Raw genomic sequence first — 26,609 nt, forward strand, 5'->3', positions numbered from 1 at the left:
TTGGAAAGTTATCATGACCCCGTATCTTGCCTGCTTAAAGGTTTTTGATTATGAAATCGGGATTCAGGATTGGCAGCGCATTTGCGCTATCTGCCGTGATGTTGGTTGGCATACAGGCAGACGCCCAGGTAAAACGGCCGGCAACAACAGGCTTTGTGGAAAGTAAATCAGTAGCTTCAGTAGATCCATATATCGGCTCCGGTGGCCACGGGCACGTATTTGTGGGTGCCAGCGTTCCTTATGGCGCCGTGCAGGCCGGACCTACCAATATTGTGAAAGGTTGGGACTGGTGCTCAGGATATCACTATTCAGACAGTGTCGTGATAGGCTTCTCTCAAACACATCTCAGCGGCACCGGTATCGGCGACCTTGGCGATGTACTCATTATGCCATACACGGGTAAAATAAAGACTAACCGCGGTACACAGGAAGATCCAACTTCAGGTTATGGCTCCCACTATTCACATGCACGCGAGAAAGCCCGCCCCGGCTATTACGCCGTTCACCTGGATGATTATAATGTACAGGTAGAATTAACCGCCTCCGAAAGAGTCGCTTTCCATAAATATACTTTTCCTGAAAATCAGCCTTCCAACATCATCATTGACCTGAAAGAAGGCATTGGATGGGATGCGCCCGTAGAAACATATATCCGCCAGGTAGATGAATATACCCTGGAAGGATACCGTTTCTCCAAAGGTTGGGCAGAAGATCAACGCCTTTGGTTCGCCATAAAATCTTCTGTGCCGGTAACGAAGTTTGTTGTTTTTGAGGGAGACGAACAGCAAGCCGGTACTTCCGTTAAAGCGAAAGCGGTGAAAGGAGTAATCTCCTTTGATAAATCACCCGGACAGGTCATGTTGAAAGTAGGGATTTCACCTGTCAGCAGTGAAAATGCACTGGCGAATATCAAGGCAGAAATACCCGGCTGGGATTTCACGAAAGTGGTAAACAACGCCAACGCCAAATGGGATAAAGAACTCTCCAAAGTAAACATCGAAACAAAAGATGCTGCCGCACGCCGCGTGTTCTACACCGCGCTGTATCATACCATGATCGATCCTGCATTATTCAACGATCATGACCGCAGTTATCGCGGCACCGATAAAAAAGTATATCCTGATCCGGGTTTCGACAACTACTCTGTTTTCTCCCTGTGGGATATTTATCGCTCCTGCGCACCATTGAGTACAATCCTGCATCCGGAAAAAGTAAACAGCTTTGTGAACTCCATGCTCACCATCTTTAAGCAACAAGGCAAATTGCCTATCTGGCCGTTGATGGGTAGTGAAACCAATTGTATGGTAGGCTATCACGCGGTACCTCCTATCGTGGATGCTTACCTGAAAGGCTTTACCGGCTTCAATGCAGAAGATGCATTTGCGGCCATGAAAGCATCTTCTACCCGCGATGACCTGGGCGTGAAATACGTAAAAGAAAGAGGATATATTCCGGCAGATAAAGAATACGAATCCGTTTCCAAAGCACTGGAATATGCAATCGATGATTGGTGCATAGCGGCGATGGCAAAAAAAATGGGTAAGCAGGAAGATTATGAATACTATAAAAAGCGCGCCGGCTACTATAAAAATTATTTTGATAGCACCATTAAATTTGTACGTCCGCGTATGAGCGATGGCAGCTTCAAAACACCGTACGATCCTTTCAATTCCGTTCACGAAAAAGGCGACTTTACAGAAGGCAACGGCTGGCAATATACCTGGCTGGTACCACAGGATGTAGATGGCCTGATCAACCTGATGGGAGGCGACGAAGCCTTTACCCGCAAGCTCGACAGCCTCTTCACCGCTAAAGGGGATATGGGTGCGGAAGCATCTAATGATATCTCCGGATTGATCGGTATGTATGCACACGGCAATGAGCCGAGTCATCACGTTACTTACATGTATGCCTTTGCCGGTAATCAATGGAAAACCGCTGAGAAGGTAAGACAGGTCATGAAAGATTTTTATTTTGATCAGCCTGAAGGACTTGCCGGTAACGAAGATTGCGGTGCTATGTCATCCTGGTATATTTTCTCTGCCCTGGGCTTCTATCCTGTAAACCCTGCTAATGGGGTGTATGTATTGGGTAGCCCGCTGTTTGATAAAGCTACTGTGAAACTGCCTGGTGGCAAAACATTCACGGTGCAAACCATGCAGAACAGCGGTGAAAATATCTATATCCAAAGTATCACACTCAATGGTAAGCCTTACAACAAAAGCTTTATCCTGCACCAGGATCTGGTGAAAGGTGGTACCATGGTAGTGAAAATGGGTAATAAACCTAATTATGATTTTGGTAAGAACGTGGCAGACAGGCCGGGAACAGTATCTGAATTATAATTATTAAGAAGATAAAACAAGCGCCCATGTAGGAATCGTACTGCATGGGCGCTTTGCTTTTATATCTTTTCTTATCATCACAATGCGAGTACCCGCAATACTTCCGGCGTTACTTCTCCAAAAATAGAAACGCCTGCGGCGCCATTTTGTATTGATAGCCTGATGGCTTCCTGCAAGTCGTTATAGTTACCGTGGAAGTCCGGCAGATAAAGCCCGGCATACAAGGGGAATGCACCGTGTAATGCTTTAACGCCTTCTGCTACGGCATCGCCAATCCAGTTTATATTTTCTCTGTAGAAACCGTGATAGATCATGGGACATACGGCATTCAGCTGCCAGTTGGTCCAGTCCTGCCGTACAATACGTTTGGCTATTTCCGGTGTGGGGAATACTGCGGCGGAAATAGGTTTTTTATGTTGTTGCGCTACCTGTGCGAGGTTGTTAACCACATTGGTAATGCAGTCGTACCGGAACTTGCGCCACGACGGGCTTTGATCGGGATGTTCTATCTTCAGCGGATCTACATCGTTTTTAGCTTTGTAGGCATTGCGACAATCTTCACAATAACAGAAATCATATTCCGGCAATTCCCGCGATTGATCGATACCATAGTTACTCCATAAATTCACCGGTAAAATTACATCGCAGAACCGTACATAATCGAGGTGAATGCCATCTACATAATCTTTGGAGAGGATCTTTTCTACCTGATCTTTGAGATAGTTTACCACTTCCGGTTTACTGGGACAAAGCCACCTGTAGTAATTTACATACGGCGGATGATCCGCGCAGGACTCACCCTTACGGTTTTTAGCATACCATTCCGGGTGACTGGCCAGCAGTTCTTTCTCTCCCCGGTTCATCGTCCACATCCAGCGGTGAGCATTGATGCCGTTGGCTTTGGCTGTTTTGAAATGCAGCTCACTGTCGGCTTCAAAAAAGATATCAGCGATGCCGGCGTTTTTGTAGGCGGCATAGCGTTTTTGCAGTATGGCTGCGGTATCCTTATGATCCGGATTGATCCACACCCGGTGTTGTGCGGTGAGCTTTTCCATGCGCCGTGGCGCCGTTTTGACCGCCGCACTGGCGGGTATCGACGGTTTTGCCAATGCTAGTCCACCAATACCCAGTGCTTTAATAAAATGACGTTTATCCATCTTTGTTATTTTCTGACCAGGATTATATAGATTTTGAGGATTAACCGGATGGGTGTTTTGTGGTTATGTAGAGGATGAAGAGGAAATATTTTCGTTAAATTTACCATTGTATAAGCGTTTAAACTCCAGGCTAATGCTGCCAAAGTTAATGAGCAGTCCTATTTCCTTGTTGTAGATCTCCAGATAATTTAATGCTTGTGTTAAATGAACAGCTTCTAGTTTTATTATTGCTTTTAGTTCTATAGGTAATCTTTCTTCAACGAGGAAATCCACCCTCCTGGTTCCTATAGATACTCCCTGATATAAAATTAGCATTGCTTTTTCTCTTTCAAAAGTAACACCTTCTTTCTGCATTTCAATTTCCAACGCACGTTGATAGATAAATTCCTGGAAACCATTGCCCAATATACGATGTGTTTTCATCGCACACCCTATTATTTTACCCGTAATTTCATGAAATTTTGGTTGGTAATTATTCATAGCCGGTTGGTTAATCAAACAATAACAAAACAACAAATAAATAAGGTAAGGATAACAAACAATACATCTAATTTAATAAAAGTTCACTAATTAAAAACCCAAAATAACAAAGCGGAGAAATGTTTCCGTATCATCCGCTTTGTTCTTTTATCCTACACCCATCCTATAAATCCTGATAGTCCTTTAATCCTGGTCAGTTACCAGATTCTCACCCGCGTGCTATCTGCTCTCCACATACCATCTCCCTGTTTCACGCCATACACTTCATAGAAGGCGTCTACATCGCTGAAAGGCCCGTTTACCCTGAATTTAGCAGGAGAATGTACATCAATGAGTACCCGTCTGGCGAGTTCTTCTTTTTTAGTATGACTCAGCCATCCTAAGGTATAACCCATGAAGTACCGCTGCGATGGCGTATATCCGGCAATCTTTTCTCCTTTCTTAAATTGGTCGGTTTGTTGAAACGCATCCCATCCCAGGAGGATGCCGCCGAGGTCGGCGATATTTTCGCCGAGGGTGGCTTTTCCATTTATGTGGAGACTGTCTACCACTACATAATCATCAAATTGTTTGACCATCACGGCAGCACGTGCATTGAATTTGGCGGCATCGTCCTTGGTCCACCAGCTTTTTAAGTTGCCGGCAGCATCGAATTGGCGGCCTTCATCATCAAAGCCATGTGTTATTTCATGACCTATCGTAGAAGCGCCGGCGTAGCCGTATACGAGGGCATCATCGAGTTCTTCATCGCGCTTGCCGGGAACGGTGAAGATACCGGCAGGCAATACGATTTCGTTGTTGCTGGGGTTGTAGTAGGCGTTGTAGGTTTGTGGTGTCATGTCCCATTCGTTGCGGTCTACAGGTTTGCCCAGTTTATTGATTTCATATTGATGCCACCATTTATGAGCGGCAGTGATATTCTGTAAGTATGATTGCTCCTTGATTTCCATGGCAGAGAAGTCTTTCCATTTATCAGGGTAGCCTACTTTTTTGGTGATCCTGGATAATTTGTAAAGTGCTTTTTCTTTGGTGCTGTCGCTCATCCAGGTGAGGTTTTGGATGCGTATTTTTAATGCGCCGCGAATATCTTCCACGAGTGCTTCATATCTTTTTTTGGCGGTGGCGTTGAAAAATTCTTTTACGAATAGTTGTCCGAGGGCTTCGCCCATGGCGCGTTCTTCAGTATCCAGTACACGTTTCCAGCGGGGCTTTTGTTTTTCCTGGCCTCTGAGCAGGGTGCCGTAGAAAGCAAAGTCTGTTAAGGCGATGGTATCGCTGAGGGCAGGTGCGGCGCTACTGATGAGATGCCATTTCAGGTAGTTCTTCCAGGTTTCCAGTGGTTGCGATTTGACGGCATTACTGAGCGCCGTGTAAAATTCCGGCTGACCAACAATAATGGTATCTGCAAAGCTGTTGACACCTTGTTGTTTGATGAAGGAGATCCAGTCGATGTTGCCGGCAATTTTGTTTAATGCCGTTACCGGCATTTTGTGGTAGTTGGCTTCCGGGTCGCGCAGGGCTTCCAGTTTGCGGCTGGATTTTGCCAGGATGGTTTCCAGTTGCAGGATGTTGTTGGCTGCGGTGTTGGCGGCGCTGCTGTCAAGACCGGTAAACTGTAGCATCCGTGCAATATGCGCCGGGTAGGCTTGTCTTACTTTGGTGGTTCGGTCGTCTGTATTGAAATAGTAATCGCGGTTGGGCAGGCCCAGGCCGCCCTGGTAGAATTGCAGCGCCATTACATCACTGTTTTTGGCATCCTGTGCAATGTACGTCTGGCACATGGCGCCGGTGAAGATGTTTTGCGTGGCGGCCAGTTGGAGCAATTGCTGCGGGGTAGTGACGGCGTCAATGGCTTTCAACTGATCTTCAATCGGTTTGATGCCGGCAGCATTGATGCCTACGGAGTCCATCCCGCTTTTCCAGAAAGCAGCTATTTTGCGGGAGATGTCGTCAGCAGGGTTCTCTGCCGCATGTTCATTGATAATGCGTAATCTTTTGTACAGTTCTTCCTGTACGAGGTTACCGATTCCCCAGGAGCTGTATTCGGGGGGAATGGGATTGCGTTTGATCCAGCCGCCGTTGGCGTAATCAAAAAAATCCTGTGCAGGGTTGACGGTACTGTCAACATTGGCTGCGAGGGCATCAGGGGTGGACTGCGTGGCATCAGGAGTACGCTTCCCCTGGTTGCAGGCCATGAAAGTAGCCATGCCGGCTATTCCCATAGTGGTGAGCAGATATTTCTTCATAAGCTTTTAAGGTTGTTGTTAACAGCGGAAAGGTAAATATTTTTCATAATCCCTATCCTTAAAATGGGCTGAATGGATCATGATTACAGGATGGAATACAATTATTAAATTGTATTTTGTTAGCATATCAATCCGCAAATATCCTGTTATGATCAACAGACTTACTACTGGCCGCATTTTATCTATTGACGCCTTCCGGGGCATCACGATACTGATCATGATTTTTGTGAACAGTGTGGCCGGTGTGAGTGGCATCCCTTCCTGGATGCAGCATGCACATGCGGATGAAGACGCCATGACCTTTGTGGACGTGGTGTTTCCTGCCTTTTTGTTTATCGTGGGAATGTCCATTCCTTTCGCAATCAACAGCCGGCTGGCGAAGGGCGATAGCTTCCTGCAATTACAGCAACATATTTTATGGCGTACGCTGGGGCTGCTGGTGCTCGGCGTATTCATGGTAAATACCGGCAACATCAATGGTGAAGCCACGGGGATGCGTCCGGCATTATGGACCCTCCTGTTTTATGCATGCGCCATCCTGGTATGGAATGTATACACTTTTAAACAGCAGTGGATCAGCTGGTGCTTTAAAGGCGCAGGCATCGCAGGGCTGATTATCCTGGCGTTGATGTACCGCGGCGGCGAAGCGGGTACGGGGCGCTTAACGCCGCAGTGGTGGGGAATACTGGGACTGATAGGATGGGCTTACCTGTATGCCTGTATTATCTACCAGCTTTTCAAAGGTGTTGCGGGAGGTATTTTTCTGATGATAGCGGTATGTACCGGTTATTATATTTTATGTCAACAGCCGTTTATGCACCAGGGCGGATGGCGTTGGTTGGCATCGCAAAGCGGCAACGCTGCGCATACGTCGGTGGTTTTATGCGGGATGTTGTTGTCATTATTTTATTTTGATGAAGACATTGACCTGAGAGGGAGTAAACTGGTTTCCCGGGTAACCGGCTATTTCGCCCTGTTGCTGATTGCGGCGGCCCTGTTACGTCCTTCTTTTAAAGTATCAAAAGTATTGGCTACGCCCAGCTGGTGTTTGTATAGCGCCGCCATATGTGTAGCCATATTTTCTTTTTTATATTTTTTGATAGATGTAAAAAAGATCAGCAAATGGACTTCTTTCTTCCGGCCGGCCGGCTCCAACCCGTTGCTGACCTATATCCTGCCTGATATTGTTTATTTCCTGATGATCCTGCTGGGCATCAGCCTCCCGGCTGTGTTGGGTGAGGGTTTGCCAGGTGTAATATGGTGCGCTTTTTATGCAGTAGCCATGTTGTTTATTGTAAAAGGCTTAAACAAACTCCATATTCGTTTGCAGCTGTAACTATCTTACACATCCCCGCGTTATAATAAACGTAATGTAGAGAAATATCTACGTGCAAAACATCTTAAACGGTGTGTACTACGTAGATATTCCATGGCATCTGGTTTGTGTGTATTGTCTGTTATCAGGAATTTTTTTATCCCAAAATTCACCCCCATGAAAAAAATAGCAATTGTATTGGCTTTAACAGGAGTGATTTTAGCTACCTTAGCACAGTATGCCTTTTTGAACGATTGGATGTGGTTCAAAGTGTTCCATACCCTTGGCTTTATAGGCTACATATTTATCATTAGTGGTCTTGCTTATTTTTCGCTGTGGTTTATTCATCAGCTTTCCCGCGATGAAAAGGATAGGATCAAACGCTACTATCACGAGCATCACAATGAACCGGAATAAGGGATCACACAACGATTGTGTCATATGTCCGCAGATATTTTTACCCTGAAATTTGAATATAAAGGTCACCCCCATATCCTGGAAGTACATACTGGCTTCCAGCAATATAAAACCGTGTACAAAGTAAATATTGCAGAACACGAAATTACTTACGAACCCGATGAAGAAGGTTTTGTACGCGCAGTTTCAAGTAAACCCATGCACGACCATACACCCAATGTAGACGTTGAACTATTACATCATGTGGCGGAGTTGATTATACAGCATATTCAGTGATCAGGCTTCGCTTTCCGGCTCTCCCCTCACTTCATCACGTATAGATTCCGGGTCCCATCCGTGGCCTTCGTCCAACCATGTTTTTACACGATCTGAAGAGATGAGCTTTTCCATTTCATCAATGCGTTCCTTCATACTGTTGATGTATTGTTTTTTGTCGTCGCGTAGGGCCGATAAGCCTTTCAGCGTGCTTTCATCCTGTTTTAAAAAGGTACGTGCAGCGCGGTGACTGTGATAAGCCCTTTCGCCCAGCATGTTCAGCGCATCGGCGCCCATGCGGAGGGAAGTGTCTACCGTTTCCCGGTAAATATGTAATACACCCAGATCCATCAGTTCAAAAGTGTCTTCTATCTGTTGCGCTCTTACCAGCAGCTGAAGGTGGGGGAAGTAACGCTGGGCGATGGTTACAATTTCCTGTGTTTGTTCCCGGTGGTCAGTAGCGATGATCAGTAGTTTGGCATCTGCGGCTCCGGCTGCCGCCAGTAAATCATACCGCGATGCATCGCCATAATATACTTTGATGCCCAGGTTATGCAGTGCGTCTACCCGGTCCGAGTCCAGGTCGAGGATGGTGCACTTCACGCCGTTGGCACGCAGGAAACGCCCTGTCATGCTGCCGAAGCGGCCGAAGCCCGCTATGATCACCGGATTTTTTTCATTGATTTCATCGCTGCGTCTTTCCTCCCGGTCTTTGTCGCGGGTGTAACGGGGTTGAATCACTTTTTCATACAACAGCATAATCAAAGGTGTAAGCGCCATACTGGTGGCTACAATGGCGGTTAACATGGCAGTGAGGTGCGCATCGAGGATCTTCGTTTGCGTCGTAAATGCCAGCAATACAAAAGCAAATTCACCGATGTCTGCCAGCGCAAAAGCAAAGAGCAGGTTCTGATCGGTACTGAGTTTAAAGATCTTTCCCAGCACCAGCAACACCACTGCTTTCACCGCCATCAAACCCAATACCAGCCCGATTATGAGCAAAGGCTCCTGCATGATCAGTTTAAAATCTATAGAGGCGCCCACTGCAATAAAAAACAATCCCAACAGCAATCCTTTGAAAGGCTCAATATCGCTTTCCAGCTCATGACGATATTCACTGTTGGCCAGCACTACGCCGCCCAGAAAAGCACCCAGCGCGGAGCTGAGACCTACCAGGTTCATGAGTACGGCAATGGCTACCACCATCAGCAAGGCCGTGGCGGTGAAGAGCTCACGTACCCGCGTACGGGCAATTACCCGCATCAGCGGACGGACCAGGTACCTGCCACCAATAATAATAGTGACTACCGCACCCAGTACTACCAGCGTTTGTCCCCATCCGGGTAAGCCGTCTCTCAGGGAATGTCCTTGTATGTCTCCAGCGGTTATGGCGGCAGTAGCCAGTAAAGGGAACAGGGCGAGCATGGGGATCACTGCAATATCCTGGAAGAGCAGCACCGAAAAGGCGCTTTGCCCCGCGGCCGTACCCATCCACCCTTTCTCATTCAAGGTTTGTAATACAATGGCCGTAGAGGATAAAGAGAGGATCATGCCCAGCGCCAGCGATGCATTCAGTGGCTGTCCTATCCAGTAGGCAATGGCGGCAATAGCGGCCGCACTGAGGATTACCTGCAATCCGCCCAACCCCAGAATGGATGCCCGCAAACGCCATAACAGCGCAGGCTCCAGTTCAATACCTATCAAAAATAACATCATCACCACGCCAAATTCGGCGAAGTGCATAATATCTTCTCCCTCTTTACCTATAAAACCCAATAAAGAAGGACCTATAATAATACCCGCAATCAGGTATCCCAGCACAGCGCCCAATCCCATTTTTTTTGCAATGGGCACAAACACAATAGCAGCAGCCAGGTATACCATCGACTGAAATAGCAAAGAGTGTTGATCCATATCTATTGTGTTTGAGAAGGAAGTTGAAGAATCTGGTTCATATACGTCAGTTGCGGCAATGCCGACAGGTCAATATGCCCGTCCCGCAAGTGTTCCAATACCTGTCTGAATTGTTGCGCCTCTTTTTTTATGTCTATGTTATCCATCCGGTGCACACCATAAATAACATAAGGCGCTGCATATGGCATATTGCACAACGCAGCGGTTTGTATGAAAGGAGCCAAAAACTGGTGGATCGTAAAACGGTGATGCCCTGCTGCGTTATAGCCGCTCTCGGGACCTCCTGCGGAAATAACATTGCTCAGGTACTTACCCTTTAAGGCTTTGCCGGTATGACCATAAGCCCAGCCATGTTCCAGTACCAGGTCCATCCACTGCTTTATTATAGCAGGTGCACTGTACCAGTAAAAAGGATGCTGCAGCAATATAACATCATGCTGTTCCAGTAGCTTCTGTTCCCTGTTTACATCAATATCCAGATCCGGATATTGTTCATACAGATCATTGAGCGTAATACCCTGCATACCTTTGATCATCGCCAGCAATTGCTTGTGCATCCTTGATTTTTCCAGTGCAGGGTGAGCGAAGTTGATCAGGATTTTAGCCATAGACCAGGACCAGGATTAAACGGATATAAAGATTTACCATGATTTATTTTTTGTTGTTAGTTAAAAAATCAGGGAAGATGTAAGTGTAAATTACGTTTACATCTTAAAAAATCTTATAAACAACAAAAAATAAATCATGGTAAATCTTTATATCCGTTTAATCCTGGTCTACCCTTCTGAATATTCCTGCAACAGCAACCTGTATTTATTCAGAATACTTGATTTTGAGATGAAGCCCACGAGCTTTTTATCCTGTACTACCGGCAGGGCCCACACATTTGCTTCCTCAAATTTATTGATCACATAGTTGATGTTATCTTTCAGGGTAACCACAGCCGGCGGGGCCTTCATGATTTTTTTAACAGTCATGGTATCGTATAGTTCCGGGTTGAACATGATGGGGCGGAGATCATCCAGGGTAATAATGCCTTCCAGTACCTGCTGCTGATTCACGACCCCGATAATATTCCGGGTGCCTTCTTTTACCACGTCTATCAACTGGCGGAGGGTGGCGTTAATATCTATCTTCAATATATCCCTGTCTACCAGGTCCTCCATTTTCAGGAGCAGGAGGATGTTCTTGTCATGTTCGCGTGTAAATACTTTTCCTTCTTTTGCCAGTTCATTAATATCCGGTGAGATGGGAGAAAACCATTTTGCCATCAGAAATGAGATGGTAGATACGATCATCAGCGGGATAAACAGGTCATAACCCGAACTGGATTCAGCGATCAGGAAGATGGCGGTGAGCGGTGCATACATTACACCGGCCATCACGCCGGCCATACCGACGATAACAAGGTTGGTAACGGGAACATCGGTGAACCCGAGCTGTACACATAGCATAGCAAAGAAAAATCCTAAGAACCCGCCTGCAAAAAGGGACGGCGCAAAATTCCCGCCGTTGCCACCACTCTGGATGGTGAGGGAAGTGGCGAACGCTTTCAACAGGCAGATACAGCCGGTGAATACCAGGATCATCCAGCTTTGCAACGGAAGATACCGGAAGAAACTGTTCTGAAGGATTTCTTCGCCGCCGCCGCTGGCGAGCGATTTCACACTGGTATAACCTTCTCCGAACAAAGGTGGCAGGATCACGCACAGTGCAGATACCAGCACCCCGCCCAGCATGGCTTTGCGCAGGGCGCTCCATTTCAGGTGTTTGAAAAAATGTTCTACTTTTTGTGATAACACCACAAAGTACCGTGCATAGAAACCGCATAGCAGGCCCAGGGCAATATAGAAAGGAAGATTGTGATAGTTGAAAGGTACGCGGGATTCAAAGTGAAATAATACTTCTTCCTGCAAAATGATTTTTGATAACAGGCTTCCGCAAACAGCGGCCACTACCAACGGCATAAAATCTGAAAACACAACACCCGTCAGCAAAATCTCAAAGGCGAACATCATACCGGCAATGGGCGCGTTGAAAGCCGCTGCGATACCGGCAGTAGCGCCGGCAGCCAGCAACAAGGTACGCTCTTTATATCCCAGGTGATAGGTGCGGGCATAGTTAGAGCCAAGTGCTGCACCCGTTACCGCAATCGGACTTTCCAAACCGGCGGAGCCTCCCAAACCTACTGTTATCGCACTTTGCAGGATCTGTGAGTACATTTTTACCGGCGGGATCAGGCTGGAGTTCAACGCTATTTCATGGAGTATAGCAGGGATGCCCTTTCTCGACTGTCCCTTAAAAAACCAGATCACGATCAGTGTAGTGAGTACAATTCCGAGAAATGGAAATACAATATAAAAGATAACCTGTGTACTGAAATGTACTTTGTAGGTGATAACATAATGGATATAATGTACCAGGAGTTTAAGCACCACACCGGCCAAACCCGCAGCGCAACCTACCAGTATACCGGATAACAGCAGGAACTGGCTCCTGTTCATTTTACTGTGCAGCCAGTGGATGACTAGCTCGTAGCTTCTGGCCTTCTTCATGCTGAACTGTTCGAAGTCCTTTCTGAACCTGATGAAGCTATGATATTTCCGGATGTGGTTAAACTGGCTCATGGCGCAAATTTAGGGATCACAGCTCAATCAATGCATAAACTTTATCATTCATGTAAGGGCCGCCGGGATGCCGGGCGGTGTAATCAAGATTGATCCAGTACTCTCCTTTCAGTTCGTGGTAATAGATTTCCCGCACCACCGGCTTGGGGAAAAGCGTGATGATGGCCTGTTTCATGATCTCAAAATCGTCTTTGTCACCGCAATAGAGTTCAGGATACGCATGTCCTTTGATCAGTACAATGCGGCAACGCGCGCCTATGGATTGCAGGCAGGAGGTCATTAAAAGAGAGTGGTCATCACAGTCGCCACCCAATCCGTTCTGAATAGTTTCCTGCGGCGTTGCAAAGTATTCATCGCGGCGGGAGTCCAGTACATATTTGAAATGGGTGTTGATATAACGGAAGAGGGAAAGGAACCGCGTGATCTTACCAAATTTATAGAAGTATTCATCGTAATATTCGAGTGAATGTTTGACGGAGAAATTACGGACCACCGAATCCTGGATGTTGATTTTTTCGCGTATACCCCGTACGGTTTTATCTCGGTAGCTTTCCACGCGCCGGGGATATAAGCTGAGGATATCCAGCTGTTTGCTGTCTTTTGCGCCCCAGTTGCCCTGTACCATACCTTTATAGTCATTGAGTACGTTGGTAAAAGTATAGCGGTCGGTATATTTATTAAATAACAGCAGGCTGCATAAGAGGATAAAAGCGGGAATGATCAGTGGTCTGAAGATCCAGCGGAGCAGGTACACCAGCAGGAAGCTGATGGCAACAGCAATAACGAGGTCAATATGCCAGCCACCTGCAACAATGGGGGGCATGAACCGGTTTATGTATGGCGCCAGCGGTAATAACGTCAGCAGGCTCAATAAGTTGAGCAGTATTTTTTGAGTGGCGGTGTATTTGCTTTCATCAATGGCCATTATGCTATGCAAGAAAACAAAATTATGCCATAATCATCGCGCAAAATTAGGAACTGCCTGTTTAAAGGAAGTACTTTTCCGGATCAGCTCAATTTGCTGCATGGTATCACATTGCTGTTTGTCCATATTTAACTCCTTATATATCTTTTTAAGCAAGCCAAAGTTCATCAGCGCAAGTACTTTAAAATCCAGTTTCTGTGCGTTTTCTACGGCAGTTTCAGCTGTACGGATGGCTTTATGAAATTCGTGCTCACTAAAATATACGGTGGCATGCAGTAGTTTATAAAATGCTTCCAGGTATTTGCCACTGAAATAATCGGAGGAATATTTTTTCATCACCTTGTCGATATGCGCACACAGGCGTTCTGCTGACTTAATATTGCCGAGTCCCAGGTAAGCGTGGGCTTGCCAGCACAATATCATCAGGCGGAAGGAGTCTGTTTTGCGGTGCTGTAGCGACGGATAGGTATCAAATAACCGGATGGTAAAATCCAGGAGGCGGTCATAATCTCCCATCAATAAAAATGCGATCCCCATATTACGGAATACAATCTCTTGTGATACAGAGATTGGTTTTGGAGAGATCTTGCCCCAGTATTCGGGATAGTTATAGAGCTTGTCGCGTACTTCTTTGTTAACGATGCCAAATTTGAGGTGCTCATAAATGAAGAGTAAGATCTCGTAGGGCGTTACCCACAGATCTTCTTCTATTTCGCTTGAACTGCATATTTTTTTAATGACATTCAGTTCCATTTCGCATTGCTCTGCGTCCAGTTGCAATACGCCTATGGTAAAGAGCATGTTCCTGATCTTCAGCTTGTCATCCCGGGTTTCTGCCAGTCCCAGCAAAGCATTCAGCACTTTCCGTTTTCTGAAATGTATAAATTCGTCATTAATAATATTGCTGATGGGATTCTTTTTGAAGAATCCTGTGGGGAAAATAGACTTGAGTTCTACCTGGTTATTGCCATCGTGTTGATAGTGGAGTACCAGGTATTCCAGCAGGTGTGATTTTTCGATATTGGCCAGCGGCAGATGCAGCATTTTTATGATGCCGTCTGTTTGCTTATGCGTGATGGCATAACGTAAAAGCCAGCGGAATACACCTATCCGGTAGGGTGATTGCGGGAGGTGCATCAATATATTCAGGAGCAGGCATTCATTGATTTCCTGGTTGCTCTGTTGCAGGTAATGCATGGCCACAAAGTATTCCAGCAGGAAAGTATGAGCGAAGCGCACTTTCACATGAAACATGATTTCCTGGCTCAGATTTTCTTCTACCAGGATATTATCTGCCAGTAATTCTTTATAAGCGGGGAAAAGTTCAGCATTCTGATTCAGGAGCAGATTTTTATTGGTATAAATACCGTTTTTCCCCATATCCAGCAGCGTTAGCAGCTTTTCAATGATTTTTATTTTAAAGGAATTGCTGGGTGAATTGAACACCCTGTTCTGAATGAACCGGGATACAATTTCAAAAAGGCTCAGGTGTTCGTCTACAAAGGTTTGTTCCGGGCCTGCATTTAACTGGCAAAAGAGCTGCAGGTAGTAAGGGTGTTGCAGTTTTTGCAGGAAGCTTTCGGAAAATGTTTTTACGGTAGCGGGATCGAACTGATGATTATAAAGGATTGATTTTACTTCCTGTTCCGCCAGTTGGGGGAGATTGATGTTTGTTTCCTCGTCCATTTCCTGTCCCAGGTACCAGTAGCGGCGGAATGCCGGGTATTGCTGGGAGTGCTGGAATATTTCAGACCAGGTACTGCTGCGGATGGAGAGGATCACCTTTACCCAGGGGTACAGGTCATTGGAGTATACGAAGTCCTCCAGTTTGGTGTAGAGTACTTTTAGTTTTTCTCCTGACACGGCGATTTCGTCAAAGCCGTCTATTATTAATATGAGTCGTCCGCCTTTTTTATCGAAGTGGCTGGCGAAATATTCCCGGAAATTTTCGCCGTTGCCCATGTTCATCTGGTTATCTAGCCAGGCGGCGAGGGAGAATCCTTTGAGGAGGAGACTACCGGCGGCGTGGGCATGAATGAACCAGCACACATCCTGTTGATACCGCGCTTCCCGTGCAAACCAGAAGTGTTCGGCGAGGTGAACGAGGGCCACAGATTTACCCCATCCGGAAGGGGCTATCAATGCAGTGGCGGTATAGTCGCTTTCCAGGAACCGGTCAATATGTGCATTGCAGAACTGCCGGGGTACTGTGTTGGGAAAGGCAATGCCGGAGCGGTTTTTCAGCGTGAGGATGGTGTAATGGGATACTGCATCGGCTTTGATTTTCAGGTCATCCCATTTTTTGGTGTCCTGTGGAGCCGAATCAGAAGACGCCATCATTTTCTTGTAATGATACTGCTGAAAGTCTTCCCAGTCTTTATACTGACAATACTGGGAGAGGGTGTTGAGCGTATAACGGGAAAAGCTGTGTTGTGCCACGGCAAATCCGAAAACCCTTTTGAGGGTGGTTTCACTCATCAACTTAGTAGTGCTGTCCAGTATGGACTGGGATAGCTGTTTGCATTCTGCTGGTAAAATGACTTCAACACCAAATACCCGCAAAACCTCTTTTTGCAGTGTTATGATGAAGTCATAGGATAGATCAATCATAGGGGACGCTAATGGATTTTGGAATTTTCGATACCGTTTTAAGTACGTATGCTTCAGCGATTTAGATTTCAACATCCTGGAATGAACAAAATGAACAGAATATATTAATTCTGTTCATATAGATAAATATTTACAATGAATGGGCTTTCCCCAATAATATAAGAATGAATATCATATATAAATATGAGATAAGCAAGTTTATAATGGAAAATAACGCTTGCAAATTTTCCATATATATATATTAAAAAAATATTAAAAAGACAATATTTCCTTTCCTGGCCACACAAAATAATTTTAAAATGAGGCTTTCAGAAGCCTTTTCCTTTGTTCAGCCCGCTACCAAAATGAATAAAATGAACAGAGATTTTGCAAAATGAACAGAAAGATTTCTGACAGCAAAATGAACAGAAATGACCTGCACAATAACGGCATGTTCATTATACTTTCGTACCACTTATATAACAAAGCTTTAACATTTTAAAGGGAAGAGGTACTTATTAAAACCCTGTATGCTTTCCATTAGAGCTTGTTCATAACCTATCCGCCGCCTAAGAGTTTTTATCGTAACTGATTGAAACTGAAAATTCCTTTATTCAAATATTTGATGCTATGCATTCAAACGCTACTCCTAATTGCCCTTTTATTGCTATCCCGTGTACCTCAGCACCTTCGGGAGAAACTACCTTGAAACCCAATGTGCCGGTTGCCCGTAAATGGAGGTCCCGTCTTACCTGGAAAAGCCTGCTCCTGTTGCTCCTACTATTCGGATGGAATATGATGGACGGCCAGGCACAAACCCAAACAAAACGTGTTTACGCCGATCACCAGGTAAATGATGTTGTCACAACCGGTCTGGGTGTGTGCGTGTTGTGTAATGTAGCTAAACCAGACAGCGCGATAGACGTTACCGGTACTACATTCTTGAATACTGCCGCTGTGCTGAATGCTGGTGTGGTAGTTGGCCTGGGTAATGTGGTCGTTTATGAAGATCTTATTTTCCCTGCGGGCCAAACCCCAACCGGAGCAATGCCCGGCGCTGTGAAAGTTGGTGTGGGTTCTGCCCTCTCAGCTGCCCTTTTCGGCGGCATTACTATTCAGGCTTATAATGGAGCGTCTCCGGTCGGAAGTCCAGTACCCGCTTCCGAGGCTATCCTGAATTTATTGGCCAGCGGAAACCAGGCTGAAATATTTTTACCGGCTCCCGGAGCTGCATATGATAGAATCAGGGTGTCTATCAACGGCGGACTGCTGTCGGCTGCTGTAAGTATCCTTGTTTATGCTGGCTACTACGATGCACCGGCCACCGGAGCGATAGCTTGTGATGCCCCGATTGATGTGCTTTATGGAAGAGTTGGAGCACTGGCTACCCTTGGATCAATTTCGGGTGTGGCAAATGCAGTGGACGGAAATCCGACAACTTTCGCCCAGTTGAATACAACAGCAGGAACAACATTATTAAACAGCTATGCACAACTTACAGCTATCTACCCGGGATTATCCAAATCAGGGGATTCTGTTCGTATCATACTTTCCAATTCAGGCGTTTTATTAAGTGCAGATGTATTGGATGCCATCACTATTGTTACCTACAACAGGAATACAGTGGTGGATTCCATTCGTGGCAATAGTAGTTTGTTGAAAATTAACCTGCTGTCTGGCAGCTCTGGCCCACAAACAATGACCTTTGCTTCCGCCGGCCAATTTGATCATATTCAGGTGAGGTTTGGTTCAGTGGTAAGCGCATTGGCTACCTTAAATGTGAATGAAATCCAACGTATGGGCCCCGCTCCCGCTACCGGAGGCGTATCGAAAACAACCTGCCTGAATACGACCCCTTTTACCCTGGATGTGCTTAGTCCGGATAATACCAATCTTAATTACACCTGGTACGACTCTACTAATACACAGGTAGGTACCGGCAGTTCTTTCTCTCCAGCAACAAATACAGCGGGATCTTTCCGCTATTATGTATCGGCTACGAGAAAAACCTGTACCACCGAATCCGCCAAGGCACTGGTTACATTGGTGGTAACCGCCGCCGCCACTGCCGCAGATATTACACTGGCTGATACTACAATCGCCTGTGTAAGCAATACGGCAGTGCTCAATCCTACATCCACCACGGTAACCACACCTGTTTTTAAATGGTATAAAAATGCAGACAGAACAGGTCCTGTTACCAACGGACTTACAGAAGGTGCAGTTACCTATGCTGTAGATGCTGCCGGTAAACTCACTATCACCGGTCTTACTGCCGGCAATCATACTTACTATGCAAGTGTAAGCGGTACTAACTATTGTGAAAATGAAGCGAATGCATTGAAAGCGGCTGTTGTAAAAGTGGTTACAGCACCGGCCTCTCCTGTAGTTACTGGAGATGTAGTCGTAGCAACCGGTCAGCCGGCTACACTGACTGCCGCCGCCGTACCCGGGGCTACTATTACCTGGTATGCGGATGGCATCACCCCCACGCCTGCGGGAACCGGAACCAGCTTTGTAGTAGGTCCGTTTACCAACCCGGGCACTTATACTTACTACGCATCTGTGAACATAGCCGGCGCCTGCGCGTCAGCACGTGTAGCCGTAAACGTAGTAGTAACAGGACCGGTTATCCCATCTCCTGATTGTAATGTTCCTACCAGCCAGGCATCCGGAACTACACTGGGTTGTGTCCTTTGTAGTGTAACAGATCCAACGGCTGATATAGATAATATCACCACTAACTTTACCCACCTGAATATACCGGTAGGCTTACTGGGAGGTTCCGTTTATCAGCAACTGATATTCCCTGCTTCCGGTGCTGCCGGCGACAGTGTAATGGTTAACCTTGCAGCGCCCGGCGGACTGGCAGATGTGAGTCTCTTCGGTGGTGTGGTTATTACCTTATATAATAACAGTACAGTGGTGAAAACAGAAACGCTGTCACAGCTACTCACACTCCGCGTGCTGAGTGGTGACCAGTTTGCTGCTACCGTAGCAGCTACTGCTCCATTCAACCGCGTGGAAGTGAAACTGACAGGAGTGGCTACGTTGCTGACTTCAATTGATATTTATGGTGCACGCATCTTTTATGCTAATCCCACTATAAATGCTCCCAATACCAGTGTGTGCATCAATAACAAAACAACCTTGTCTGTAACACCGGCTGCGGGTACAACCGTACGCTGGTATGCAACTGCTACAGGCGGTACTGTATTAAGTTCACTAAATACTTACACAACAGACAGCCTGAAAACAGCTGGTACTGTAACCTATTATGTGGAAGTAGTGGGCGCCAATAGTTGTGCGAATCCTACACGGGTGCCGGTTAATGTAACGGTAACACCAGCCGGTACTGCCGCAGATATCACACTGGCTGATACTACAATCGCCTGTGTAAGCAATACCGCGGTGCTCAATCCTACATCCACCACGGTAACCACACCTGTTTTCAAATGGTATAAAAATGCAGACAGAACAGGTCCGATAACCAACGGGCTTACAGAAGGTGCAGTTACCTACGCAGTAGATGCTGCCGGTAAACTAACTATCACCGGTCTTGCTGCCGGCAATCATACTTACTATGCAAGTGTAAGCGGTACTAACTATTGTGAAAATGAAGCGGGTGCATTGAAAGCGGCTGTTGTAAAAGTGGTCACAGCACCGGCCACTCCTGTAGTTACCGGAGATGTAGTCGTAGCAACCGGTCAGCCGGCTACACTGACTGCCGCCGCCGTACCTGGGGCAACTATTACCTGGTATGCGGATGGCATTACCCCCACGCCTGCGGGAACCGGAACCAGTTTTGTAGTAGGTCCGTTTACTAACCCGGGCACTTATACTTACTACGCATCTGTGAACATAGCCGGCGCCTGCGCGTCAGCACGTGTAGCCGTAAACGTAGTAGTAACAGGACCGGTTATCCCATCTCCTGATTGTAACGTTCCTACCAGCCAGGCATCCGGAACTACACTGGGTTGTATCCTTTGTAGTGTAACGGATCCAACGGCTGATATAGATAATGTCACCACTAACTTCACCCATCTCAGTATGCCGGTAGGTTTACTGGGAGGTTCCGTTTACCAGCGACTGATATTCCCAACTCCGGGAAGTGCCGGCGATAGCGTACGGGTTGTTTTTGCAGCACCTGGCGGACTGGCGGATGTAAGTCTCTTCGGTGGTGTGGTTGTTACCTTATATAATAATGGTACACTGGTGAAAGCAGAAACGCTGTCACAGTTGCTCACACTCCGCGTGCTGAGTGGTAATCAGTTTGCTGCTACCGTAGCAGCAACTGCTCCTTACGACCGCGTGGAAGTGAGGTTAACAGGAGTGGCAAATCTGCTGAATGCTATTGATATTTATGGTGCACGCATCCTGTATGCTAACCCCATTATAAATACAACTACAGACACGGTGTGTATCAATAACAAGGCAACCTTGTCTGTAATACCTGCTGCGGGTACAACTGTACGCTGGTATGCAACTGCTACAGGCGGCACTGTATTAAGTTCACTAAATACTTATACGACAGACACGCTGAAAACGGCGGGTACTGTCACCTATTATGTGGAAGTAGTTGGCGCCAATGGTTGTGCCAATCCAACACGTGTACCGGTAAGTGTAACGGTGTCTCCTGCGCCGGTAGTACCTGGTCCTGATGCAACGATCAACCTGTGTCCTGGCTCAGACGCCTCATTGACAATACCTACACCGGATCGTACCATGACTTACAGGTGGTACAATGTAGCCACCGGCGGCACCAAGCTGAATACTGACAGCGGTTATGTTTTCAAGGCGCTGGCAATTAACCGGGATACTACTTTCTTTGTGGAAGCAGTAAGCAGTTGCGGTGCAGTATCTCCAAGACAGGCCGTTCACCTGGTGATGTCATCTTCATTGAGTGCGCCTGCTGTTGCACCGAATCCTGATTCGGTAAATATTGGTACCCAGGCAGTACTCACTGCATTTACGCCTGCATCCAACGCCATCTATACGTGGTATGGCAGCCAGGCCGGCAATGATAGCCTCTTTACAGGACCTACCTATTCTCCGCCTACGCGGGCTACAGCAGGAACTGTTATCTATTGGGTACAGGCTTCTATAAGTGGCGGTGGTAGCTGCCAATCAATTCGTGTGCCCGTTACCGTTGTTTATGGCGCATTCAATAATCCAACACCGGTACCTTGCGAAGGCGCCACTTCCCAAACAATCGGAGGAAGCGGATTGCTGATACTGGGTAACGTATATAACCCGGCGCTCGCCGTAGATAATGACGCCAGCACAGGTGCTTCTCTCGTTATAAATCTTGGTGCACTCAATGCACAGGTTTGGGAAAGAGTGAAGTTCAATGGTGTATCTGTTCCGGGTGACACCGTAAGGGTATTACTGTCAAGCCCAAGCCAGGTACTTGCTGCCAGCTTATTGGGCGGTGTGCAACTGACTACTTATAATGGCACCACCCCGGGCGATTCTGTAATGGCGAATAATCCATTAATCAAACTCGTGCTGCTGAGTAGCAGCAGACAAGCGATACTTGAATTTGTTCCCACACATCCGTTTGATGCGATAGAAGTGAAACTGAAATCCGGTATAGTGGGTGCATTAACAACAATAGATTTCAACTACGCACAGCGTGCCCTGGTACAACCTAAAGTACAGGCTGCCGAGGTAACTGTATGTGCAGGTAATACCACCACACTCGGAGTACAGAATCCGGTGACTGGCATCACCTACCGCTGGTATACTGCCAACGGAAATTACCTGGCAGGTAAAGACGGTGCTACCTTCACTACCGGTGTACTTACTGCAGACAGCAGCTTTTTTGTGGAAGCATTCCGTAATGGTTGCGCCAGCAAAGGCAGGGCAAAGGTAGCGGTGAAAGTAGCAGCAGCACCTGCGGCGCCTGTTGTACAGGCAACCGATGTAAAGGTGTGTGCGGGTTCTGATGCAGTACTGGCCGTTGCCACACCTGCAAAAGGATACAGCTACAACTGGTATAATGTAGCTAACGGCGGTACCAAATTAAATACAGATAGCGGTTTTACTTATAAAGTGGTAAATGTGACAGCACAGGCCATCTACTATGTGGAAGCAGTGAACGACAGTTGTAATACAGTTTCTGCAACAAGAACAGCAGTTACAGTAGGTACCGCTTCTTCCCTGGCTTCACCTGTGGTAACCCCTGCGGCTGATACCGTAATAGTAAATCAACAGCCGGTATTTACAGCTACTGCATCATCTGCAAACGCTGAATTCTACTGGTTTGCCAGTCAGGCCAGTACAGATACGTTGTTCAAAGGCGCCATTTTCGCGGCACCTGCATCTGCGACCCTTGGTACCATTACTTATTGGGTGGAAGCAGCTTTACCTGGTGCAGCCAGTTGTAAGTCTGCAAGGATACCGGTGAATGCAGTAACGGTAACGGATATACAAAATCCTGTTCCTTGCGAAGGTGCTACCAGTCAGACGATTGGCGGCTCCGGACTCCTGGTGCTGGGGAATGTATACAACCCGCAACTGGCGGTAGATAACAGTGCCAATACGGCTTCTTCGCTGGTTATTAACCTCGGCGTACTGAATGCAACCGTATGGCAGAGGGCATTCTTCAACGGCTTATCCACTCCGGGTGATACCGTTAAAGTAATGCTGTCCAACCCCGGTCAGATCCTTTCTGCTGCGGTACTCGCAAGCGTTCAACTCACTACTTATAGCGGTAATGTACCGGGCGATTCCGTACTGGTATCCAACCCGCTCGTTCATCTCAATCTGCTCAGCGGCGGCAAACGTGCACTGTTGTATTTCGTTCCTACCAAACCATTTGATGGTGTGGAAGTGAAACTGAAATCAGGCATAGTAGGTGCGCTGACAGAAATTGGCTTCAACTATGCACAGCGTGCCATTGTACAACCAACTGTACAGGTAACAAATGCAGCGATATGTAAGGGTACACAGGCTACCCTCAGCGTAGTGAACCCTGTGTCCGGCGTTGTATATAGCTGGTTTGATGGTCAGGGCCACCACCTGCTCGACAGCATCGCTTACATGACACCTGCAACACTCGATTCCGGTACCTATACTTACACCGTAAGGGCCACCAGGAATGGTTGTCAGGGTGCAGCATCTGCTCCGGCACAAATTACCGTACAGGGAACACCTGCGGCGCCGGTTATTGCGGCTTCCGCTATCAGTATCTGTGTGGGAGATAGTGCTACACTTACTATTCAGAATGCCATCAATACAGTTACCTATCGCTGGTACACTGCGGCAACCGGAGGAGCACTCCTGTTTACCGGTCCTGTTTACGTAGTAAAAGGACTCACGGCATCAGCAGATTTCTACGCGGAAGCATCTTCCGGTAATTGCAGCGGTGGTGCCAGAACCAAAGTATCCATCGGTGTGGGAACAGCTCCTGTACCTATCCTGGATGCAAATCAGGTAACCGTTTGTGAGGGCGGTACTGCCATACTGAAAGTAACATCCTCTGTTAATAATGTCACTTACAACTGGTACACTACCGCTACCGGCGGCACCAGCATCTTTACAGGACCTATCTTCACAACACCTGTTGTAAATGCTACAACAAAATACTATGTAGAAGCAGTAGGTGATATCAACAAATGTGGCAAGCCTTCTACCCGTGCTGTGGCTACTGTGAATACAGTACCTGTGCCAGCGGCACCGGCAGTAATAAGTGCCAATGTAAATACCTGTGTAGGTCAGGCGACCACTCTTGCTGTGAAGAATCCGCAGGCAGGTGTAACCTATCAGTGGTTTGATGCTGCTACCGGCGGTACCCTGGTATTCACCGGACCGGTATTCAACGTAACAGCAGACAGCAGCCGTACTTACTATGTGCAGGCTCTTGTTGGTAACGGTTGTCCAAGCGCCACCAGAACAGCTGCTGCTATCACTGCCAGCAGTGTACCAACAGCCCCTGTTATAGCAGCATCTTCTTTGTTTGTTTGCCAGGGTGGATCAGTAACGCTTGCTGTACAAAAACCGGCATCAGGAGTTACCTATCGTTGGTTTGATGCGGCTACCGGTGGTAATCTCCTCTTTACCGGAGCAAACTATATCACTGGTGCGTTAAATGCCAGCACTGATTTTTATGCAGAAGCAAGCAACGGTAATTGCAGCAATGCGATCAGAACAAAAGTATCCATAGGTGCAGGGCAAGCACCAACACCTGTACTCGAATCCAATAGCTTAACGGTTTGTCAGGGTGGAACAGCTACCCTCCGTGTAGTATCCGCCACCAATGGTATTACCTACAAATGGTATACTGTGGCAACGGGTGGTACCGCGGTATTCACCGGACCGGATTATACAACCGGTACATTGACTAACAGCATCGATTTTTATGTAGAAGCAACGGGAGATATTGCCCAGTGCGGTAATCCTTCTGCAAGGGTAAAAGCATCCGTAACTGTGGTGTCAGCTCCTGCTGCACCGGATGTAATGGCTGCAAGTCTCAAAACATGCGCAGGTACCGGTATTACTGTGGCAGTGAAAACACAACAGCCAGGTCTTACCTATCAGTGGTTTGATGCAGCTACAGGTGGTTCATTGCTCTTTACAGGCCCTGTTTATAATGTGCCGGTGGTCAATAACAACACCACTTACTTTGTGCAGGCAGTGGTTGGTACAGGTTGTACCAGTGCTACCAGAACACCGGTAAGTGTAACGGTTGATCCGGCTCCATCAATTCCTTCCATAGCTACCGGTGATGTAGTCACCTGTATTGGCGGAACAGCCACCTTCAGCGTGCAGAATCCGGATGCGGCACTTACCTATCGCTGGTATGATGCACCGTCTAATGGTATGCTGCTGGCAACAGGTACTGCCTATACAACTGCGCCATTAGGACTTACTACTGCTTTCTATCTGGAAGCCACGAATAACGCTGGTTGCAGTAGTGCCCGTAAAGGAGTAAAAGCAACAGTCGTAACAACCATAGATGCGCCACTGGCTGATCCGATCACGATCTGTAGCGGTCAGACAGGCATATTGAGTGTGAAAAACAAAGTAAATGGTGTCATCTATAACTGGTACACTTTAGCCCGTGGTGGAGCATCGGTATTCACTGGTGCAGACTTCACCATCACACCAACAGTGGGTGCTACCTACTACCTGGAGGCAGCTACCAGCGGCGGTTGTGTAAGCGCCAGCAGAACAGTGGTAATCGTAACCGTGAATCCTTCCCCTGCGGTACCGGCAGTAGCCAATGCTACTATAGAAGCCTGCCAGGGTCAGACAGCTACACTGAACGCACTGAATCCGGATGCAACACTTACTTACAAATGGTATACTACCCCAACCGGTGGTACACCAGCAGGAACCGGCGCATCCTTTATCACACCAGTCATCACCGCTAACCAGATGTACTACCTGGAAGCTACCAATAACAATGGTTGTCCGAGCGCAAGCCGTACAGCTGTCAGTGTAAACGTAACACCTTCCCCTGCCAGTCCGATGGTAACGGGTAATGAAGCAGGTGTTTGTCCTGGTAGCACTGCAACGCTCACGGCAACATCCAATGCTGCCGGTGCAGACTTCCGCTGGTACAATAGTTCAACAGGTGGTACGCCGTTATTCACCGGTGCAGTATTCACTACACCTGCGATCACTGCAAATACCACTTACTATGTGGAAGTATTCACTACAGGTGGTTGTGCCAGCACGGCGAGAACAGCGGCAGCAGTAGTTGTCCTGCAACCACTGGCTACACCGGTTGTGACAGTAGATATTACCACTGCCACCTCTATCACTTTCCGCTGGAACGCGATTACCGGTGCACAACGCTATGAAGTAACACTGGATAACGGTGTCACCTTCATCCCACCGTCATCAGGTGCTAATGGTACCACACATACTGTAACGGGGCTGCAACCTAACCAGAACGTTACGCTCCAGGTAAGGGCCATAGGCGCCTCTACATGTCAGAACAGTGCTTTGTCAGCCGGCGTAACAGGTACAACAGCCAATCCGCAGGGCAACAACATCTTTGTACCAAACCTCTTCAGTCCGAACGGCGATGGTGTCAATGATGTTCACCTTGTATATGGTACCGCAATAGCCCAGCTCGAATTCAGGATCTATAACCAGTGGGGTCAGCTTGTATTCACCTCCAAAGATCAACGCCAGGGATGGGATGGTACCATGGGCGGACAGAAACAACCAGTGGGTGTATACGTATACATTGTTAAGGCTACAATGCAGGATGGATCAGTGATTACGAAGAAAGGAAACGTAACACTCATGCGATAGTATCCAGTTTTGACACCGTAGTTTGAATCGTAAAATCATTAATAATAGCCGGGATGCAAATGCTGCATTG

13 protein-coding genes are annotated in these 26,609 nt (G+C 47.1%); 5 read left to right on the forward strand and 8 right to left on the reverse strand.

From position 1 onward, the window contains the following. The first annotated feature begins 50 nt into the window (after positions 1–50). On the forward strand, positions 51–2,345 hold the full coding sequence (locus ABQ275_RS24780) for a GH92 family glycosyl hydrolase (protein WP_349315833.1): 2,295 nt from the start codon (positions 51–53) through the stop codon (positions 2,343–2,345). Between the two features lie 77 nt (positions 2,346–2,422). Here the strand turns inward: ABQ275_RS24780 and ABQ275_RS24785 are convergent, their stop codons facing one another. The 3 genes from ABQ275_RS24785 to ABQ275_RS24795 all read right to left on the reverse strand — a co-directional run bounded on the left by ABQ275_RS24785 (position 2,423) and on the right by ABQ275_RS24795 (position 6,228). Beyond that, positions 2,423–3,502 (reverse strand): family 10 glycosylhydrolase, encoded by a 1,080-nt coding sequence (locus tag ABQ275_RS24785; RefSeq protein ID WP_349315834.1) that lies wholly within the window; start codon positions 3,500–3,502, stop codon positions 2,423–2,425. 63 nt (positions 3,503–3,565) lie between these two features. Beyond that, positions 3,566–3,982, reverse strand: coding sequence for a GxxExxY protein (locus ABQ275_RS24790; protein ID WP_349315835.1), 417 nt, complete (start codon positions 3,980–3,982; stop codon positions 3,566–3,568). Between the two features lie 197 nt (positions 3,983–4,179). Further along, on the reverse strand, positions 4,180–6,228 hold the full coding sequence (locus tag ABQ275_RS24795; protein ID WP_349315836.1) for a M13 family metallopeptidase: 2,049 nt from the start codon (positions 6,226–6,228) through the stop codon (positions 4,180–4,182). 148 nt (positions 6,229–6,376) lie between these two features. On the opposite strand from ABQ275_RS24795, the gene ABQ275_RS24800 reads away from it, so the two are divergent. The 3 genes from ABQ275_RS24800 (at position 6,377) to ABQ275_RS24810 (ending at position 8,236) form a co-directional block, all read left to right on the forward strand. Further along, positions 6,377–7,564, forward strand: a complete 1,188-nt coding sequence (locus ABQ275_RS24800) for a DUF5009 domain-containing protein (protein ID WP_349315837.1) — start codon at positions 6,377–6,379, stop codon at positions 7,562–7,564. 156 nt (positions 7,565–7,720) lie between these two features. Continuing rightward, on the forward strand, positions 7,721–7,960 hold the full coding sequence (locus tag ABQ275_RS24805) for a hypothetical protein (RefSeq protein ID WP_349315838.1): 240 nt from the start codon (positions 7,721–7,723) through the stop codon (positions 7,958–7,960). Positions 7,961–7,984: 24 nt separating this feature from the next. Continuing rightward, the gene (locus ABQ275_RS24810) at positions 7,985–8,236 is read left to right on the forward strand and encodes a hypothetical protein (RefSeq protein WP_349315839.1); all 252 of its coding nucleotides are present in this window, start codon (positions 7,985–7,987) and stop codon (positions 8,234–8,236) included. On the opposite strand, the gene ABQ275_RS24815 is transcribed toward ABQ275_RS24810, so the two are convergent. From ABQ275_RS24815 to ABQ275_RS24835, 5 genes are all read right to left on the reverse strand, one after another. Further along, complete coding sequence (locus tag ABQ275_RS24815; RefSeq protein ID WP_349315840.1) at positions 8,237–10,129, reverse strand: monovalent cation:proton antiporter-2 (CPA2) family protein; 1,893 nt, start codon at positions 10,127–10,129, stop codon at positions 8,237–8,239. Positions 10,130–10,131: 2 nt separating this feature from the next. After that, positions 10,132–10,737, reverse strand: coding sequence for an NAD(P)H-dependent oxidoreductase (locus ABQ275_RS24820; protein WP_349315841.1), 606 nt, complete (start codon positions 10,735–10,737; stop codon positions 10,132–10,134). A gap of 168 nt (positions 10,738–10,905) precedes the next feature. Further along, complete coding sequence (locus tag ABQ275_RS24825) at positions 10,906–12,756, reverse strand: chloride channel protein (RefSeq protein WP_349315842.1); 1,851 nt, start codon at positions 12,754–12,756, stop codon at positions 10,906–10,908. 16 nt (positions 12,757–12,772) lie between these two features. Beyond that, positions 12,773–13,693 carry a transglutaminase domain-containing protein gene (locus ABQ275_RS24830; protein WP_349315843.1) on the reverse strand — a complete coding sequence of 307 codons (921 nt, stop codon included), beginning with the start codon at positions 13,691–13,693 and terminating at the stop codon, positions 12,773–12,775. 21 nt (positions 13,694–13,714) lie between these two features. Continuing rightward, a complete protein-coding gene (locus tag ABQ275_RS24835) occupies positions 13,715–16,291 on the reverse strand; it encodes a hypothetical protein (protein WP_349315844.1) in 2,577 nt (858 codons plus the stop codon). Between the two features lie 609 nt (positions 16,292–16,900). On the opposite strand from ABQ275_RS24835, the gene ABQ275_RS24840 reads away from it, so the two are divergent. After that, on the forward strand, positions 16,901–26,539 hold the full coding sequence (locus ABQ275_RS24840) for a gliding motility-associated C-terminal domain-containing protein (RefSeq protein ID WP_349315845.1): 9,639 nt from the start codon (positions 16,901–16,903) through the stop codon (positions 26,537–26,539). Positions 26,540–26,609: the final 70 nt, after the last annotated feature.

Origin of the sequence: Chitinophaga sp. MM2321 (assembly GCF_964033635.1) — a bacterium.
In the GTDB taxonomy this organism is placed as follows: domain Bacteria; phylum Bacteroidota; class Bacteroidia; order Chitinophagales; family Chitinophagaceae; genus Chitinophaga.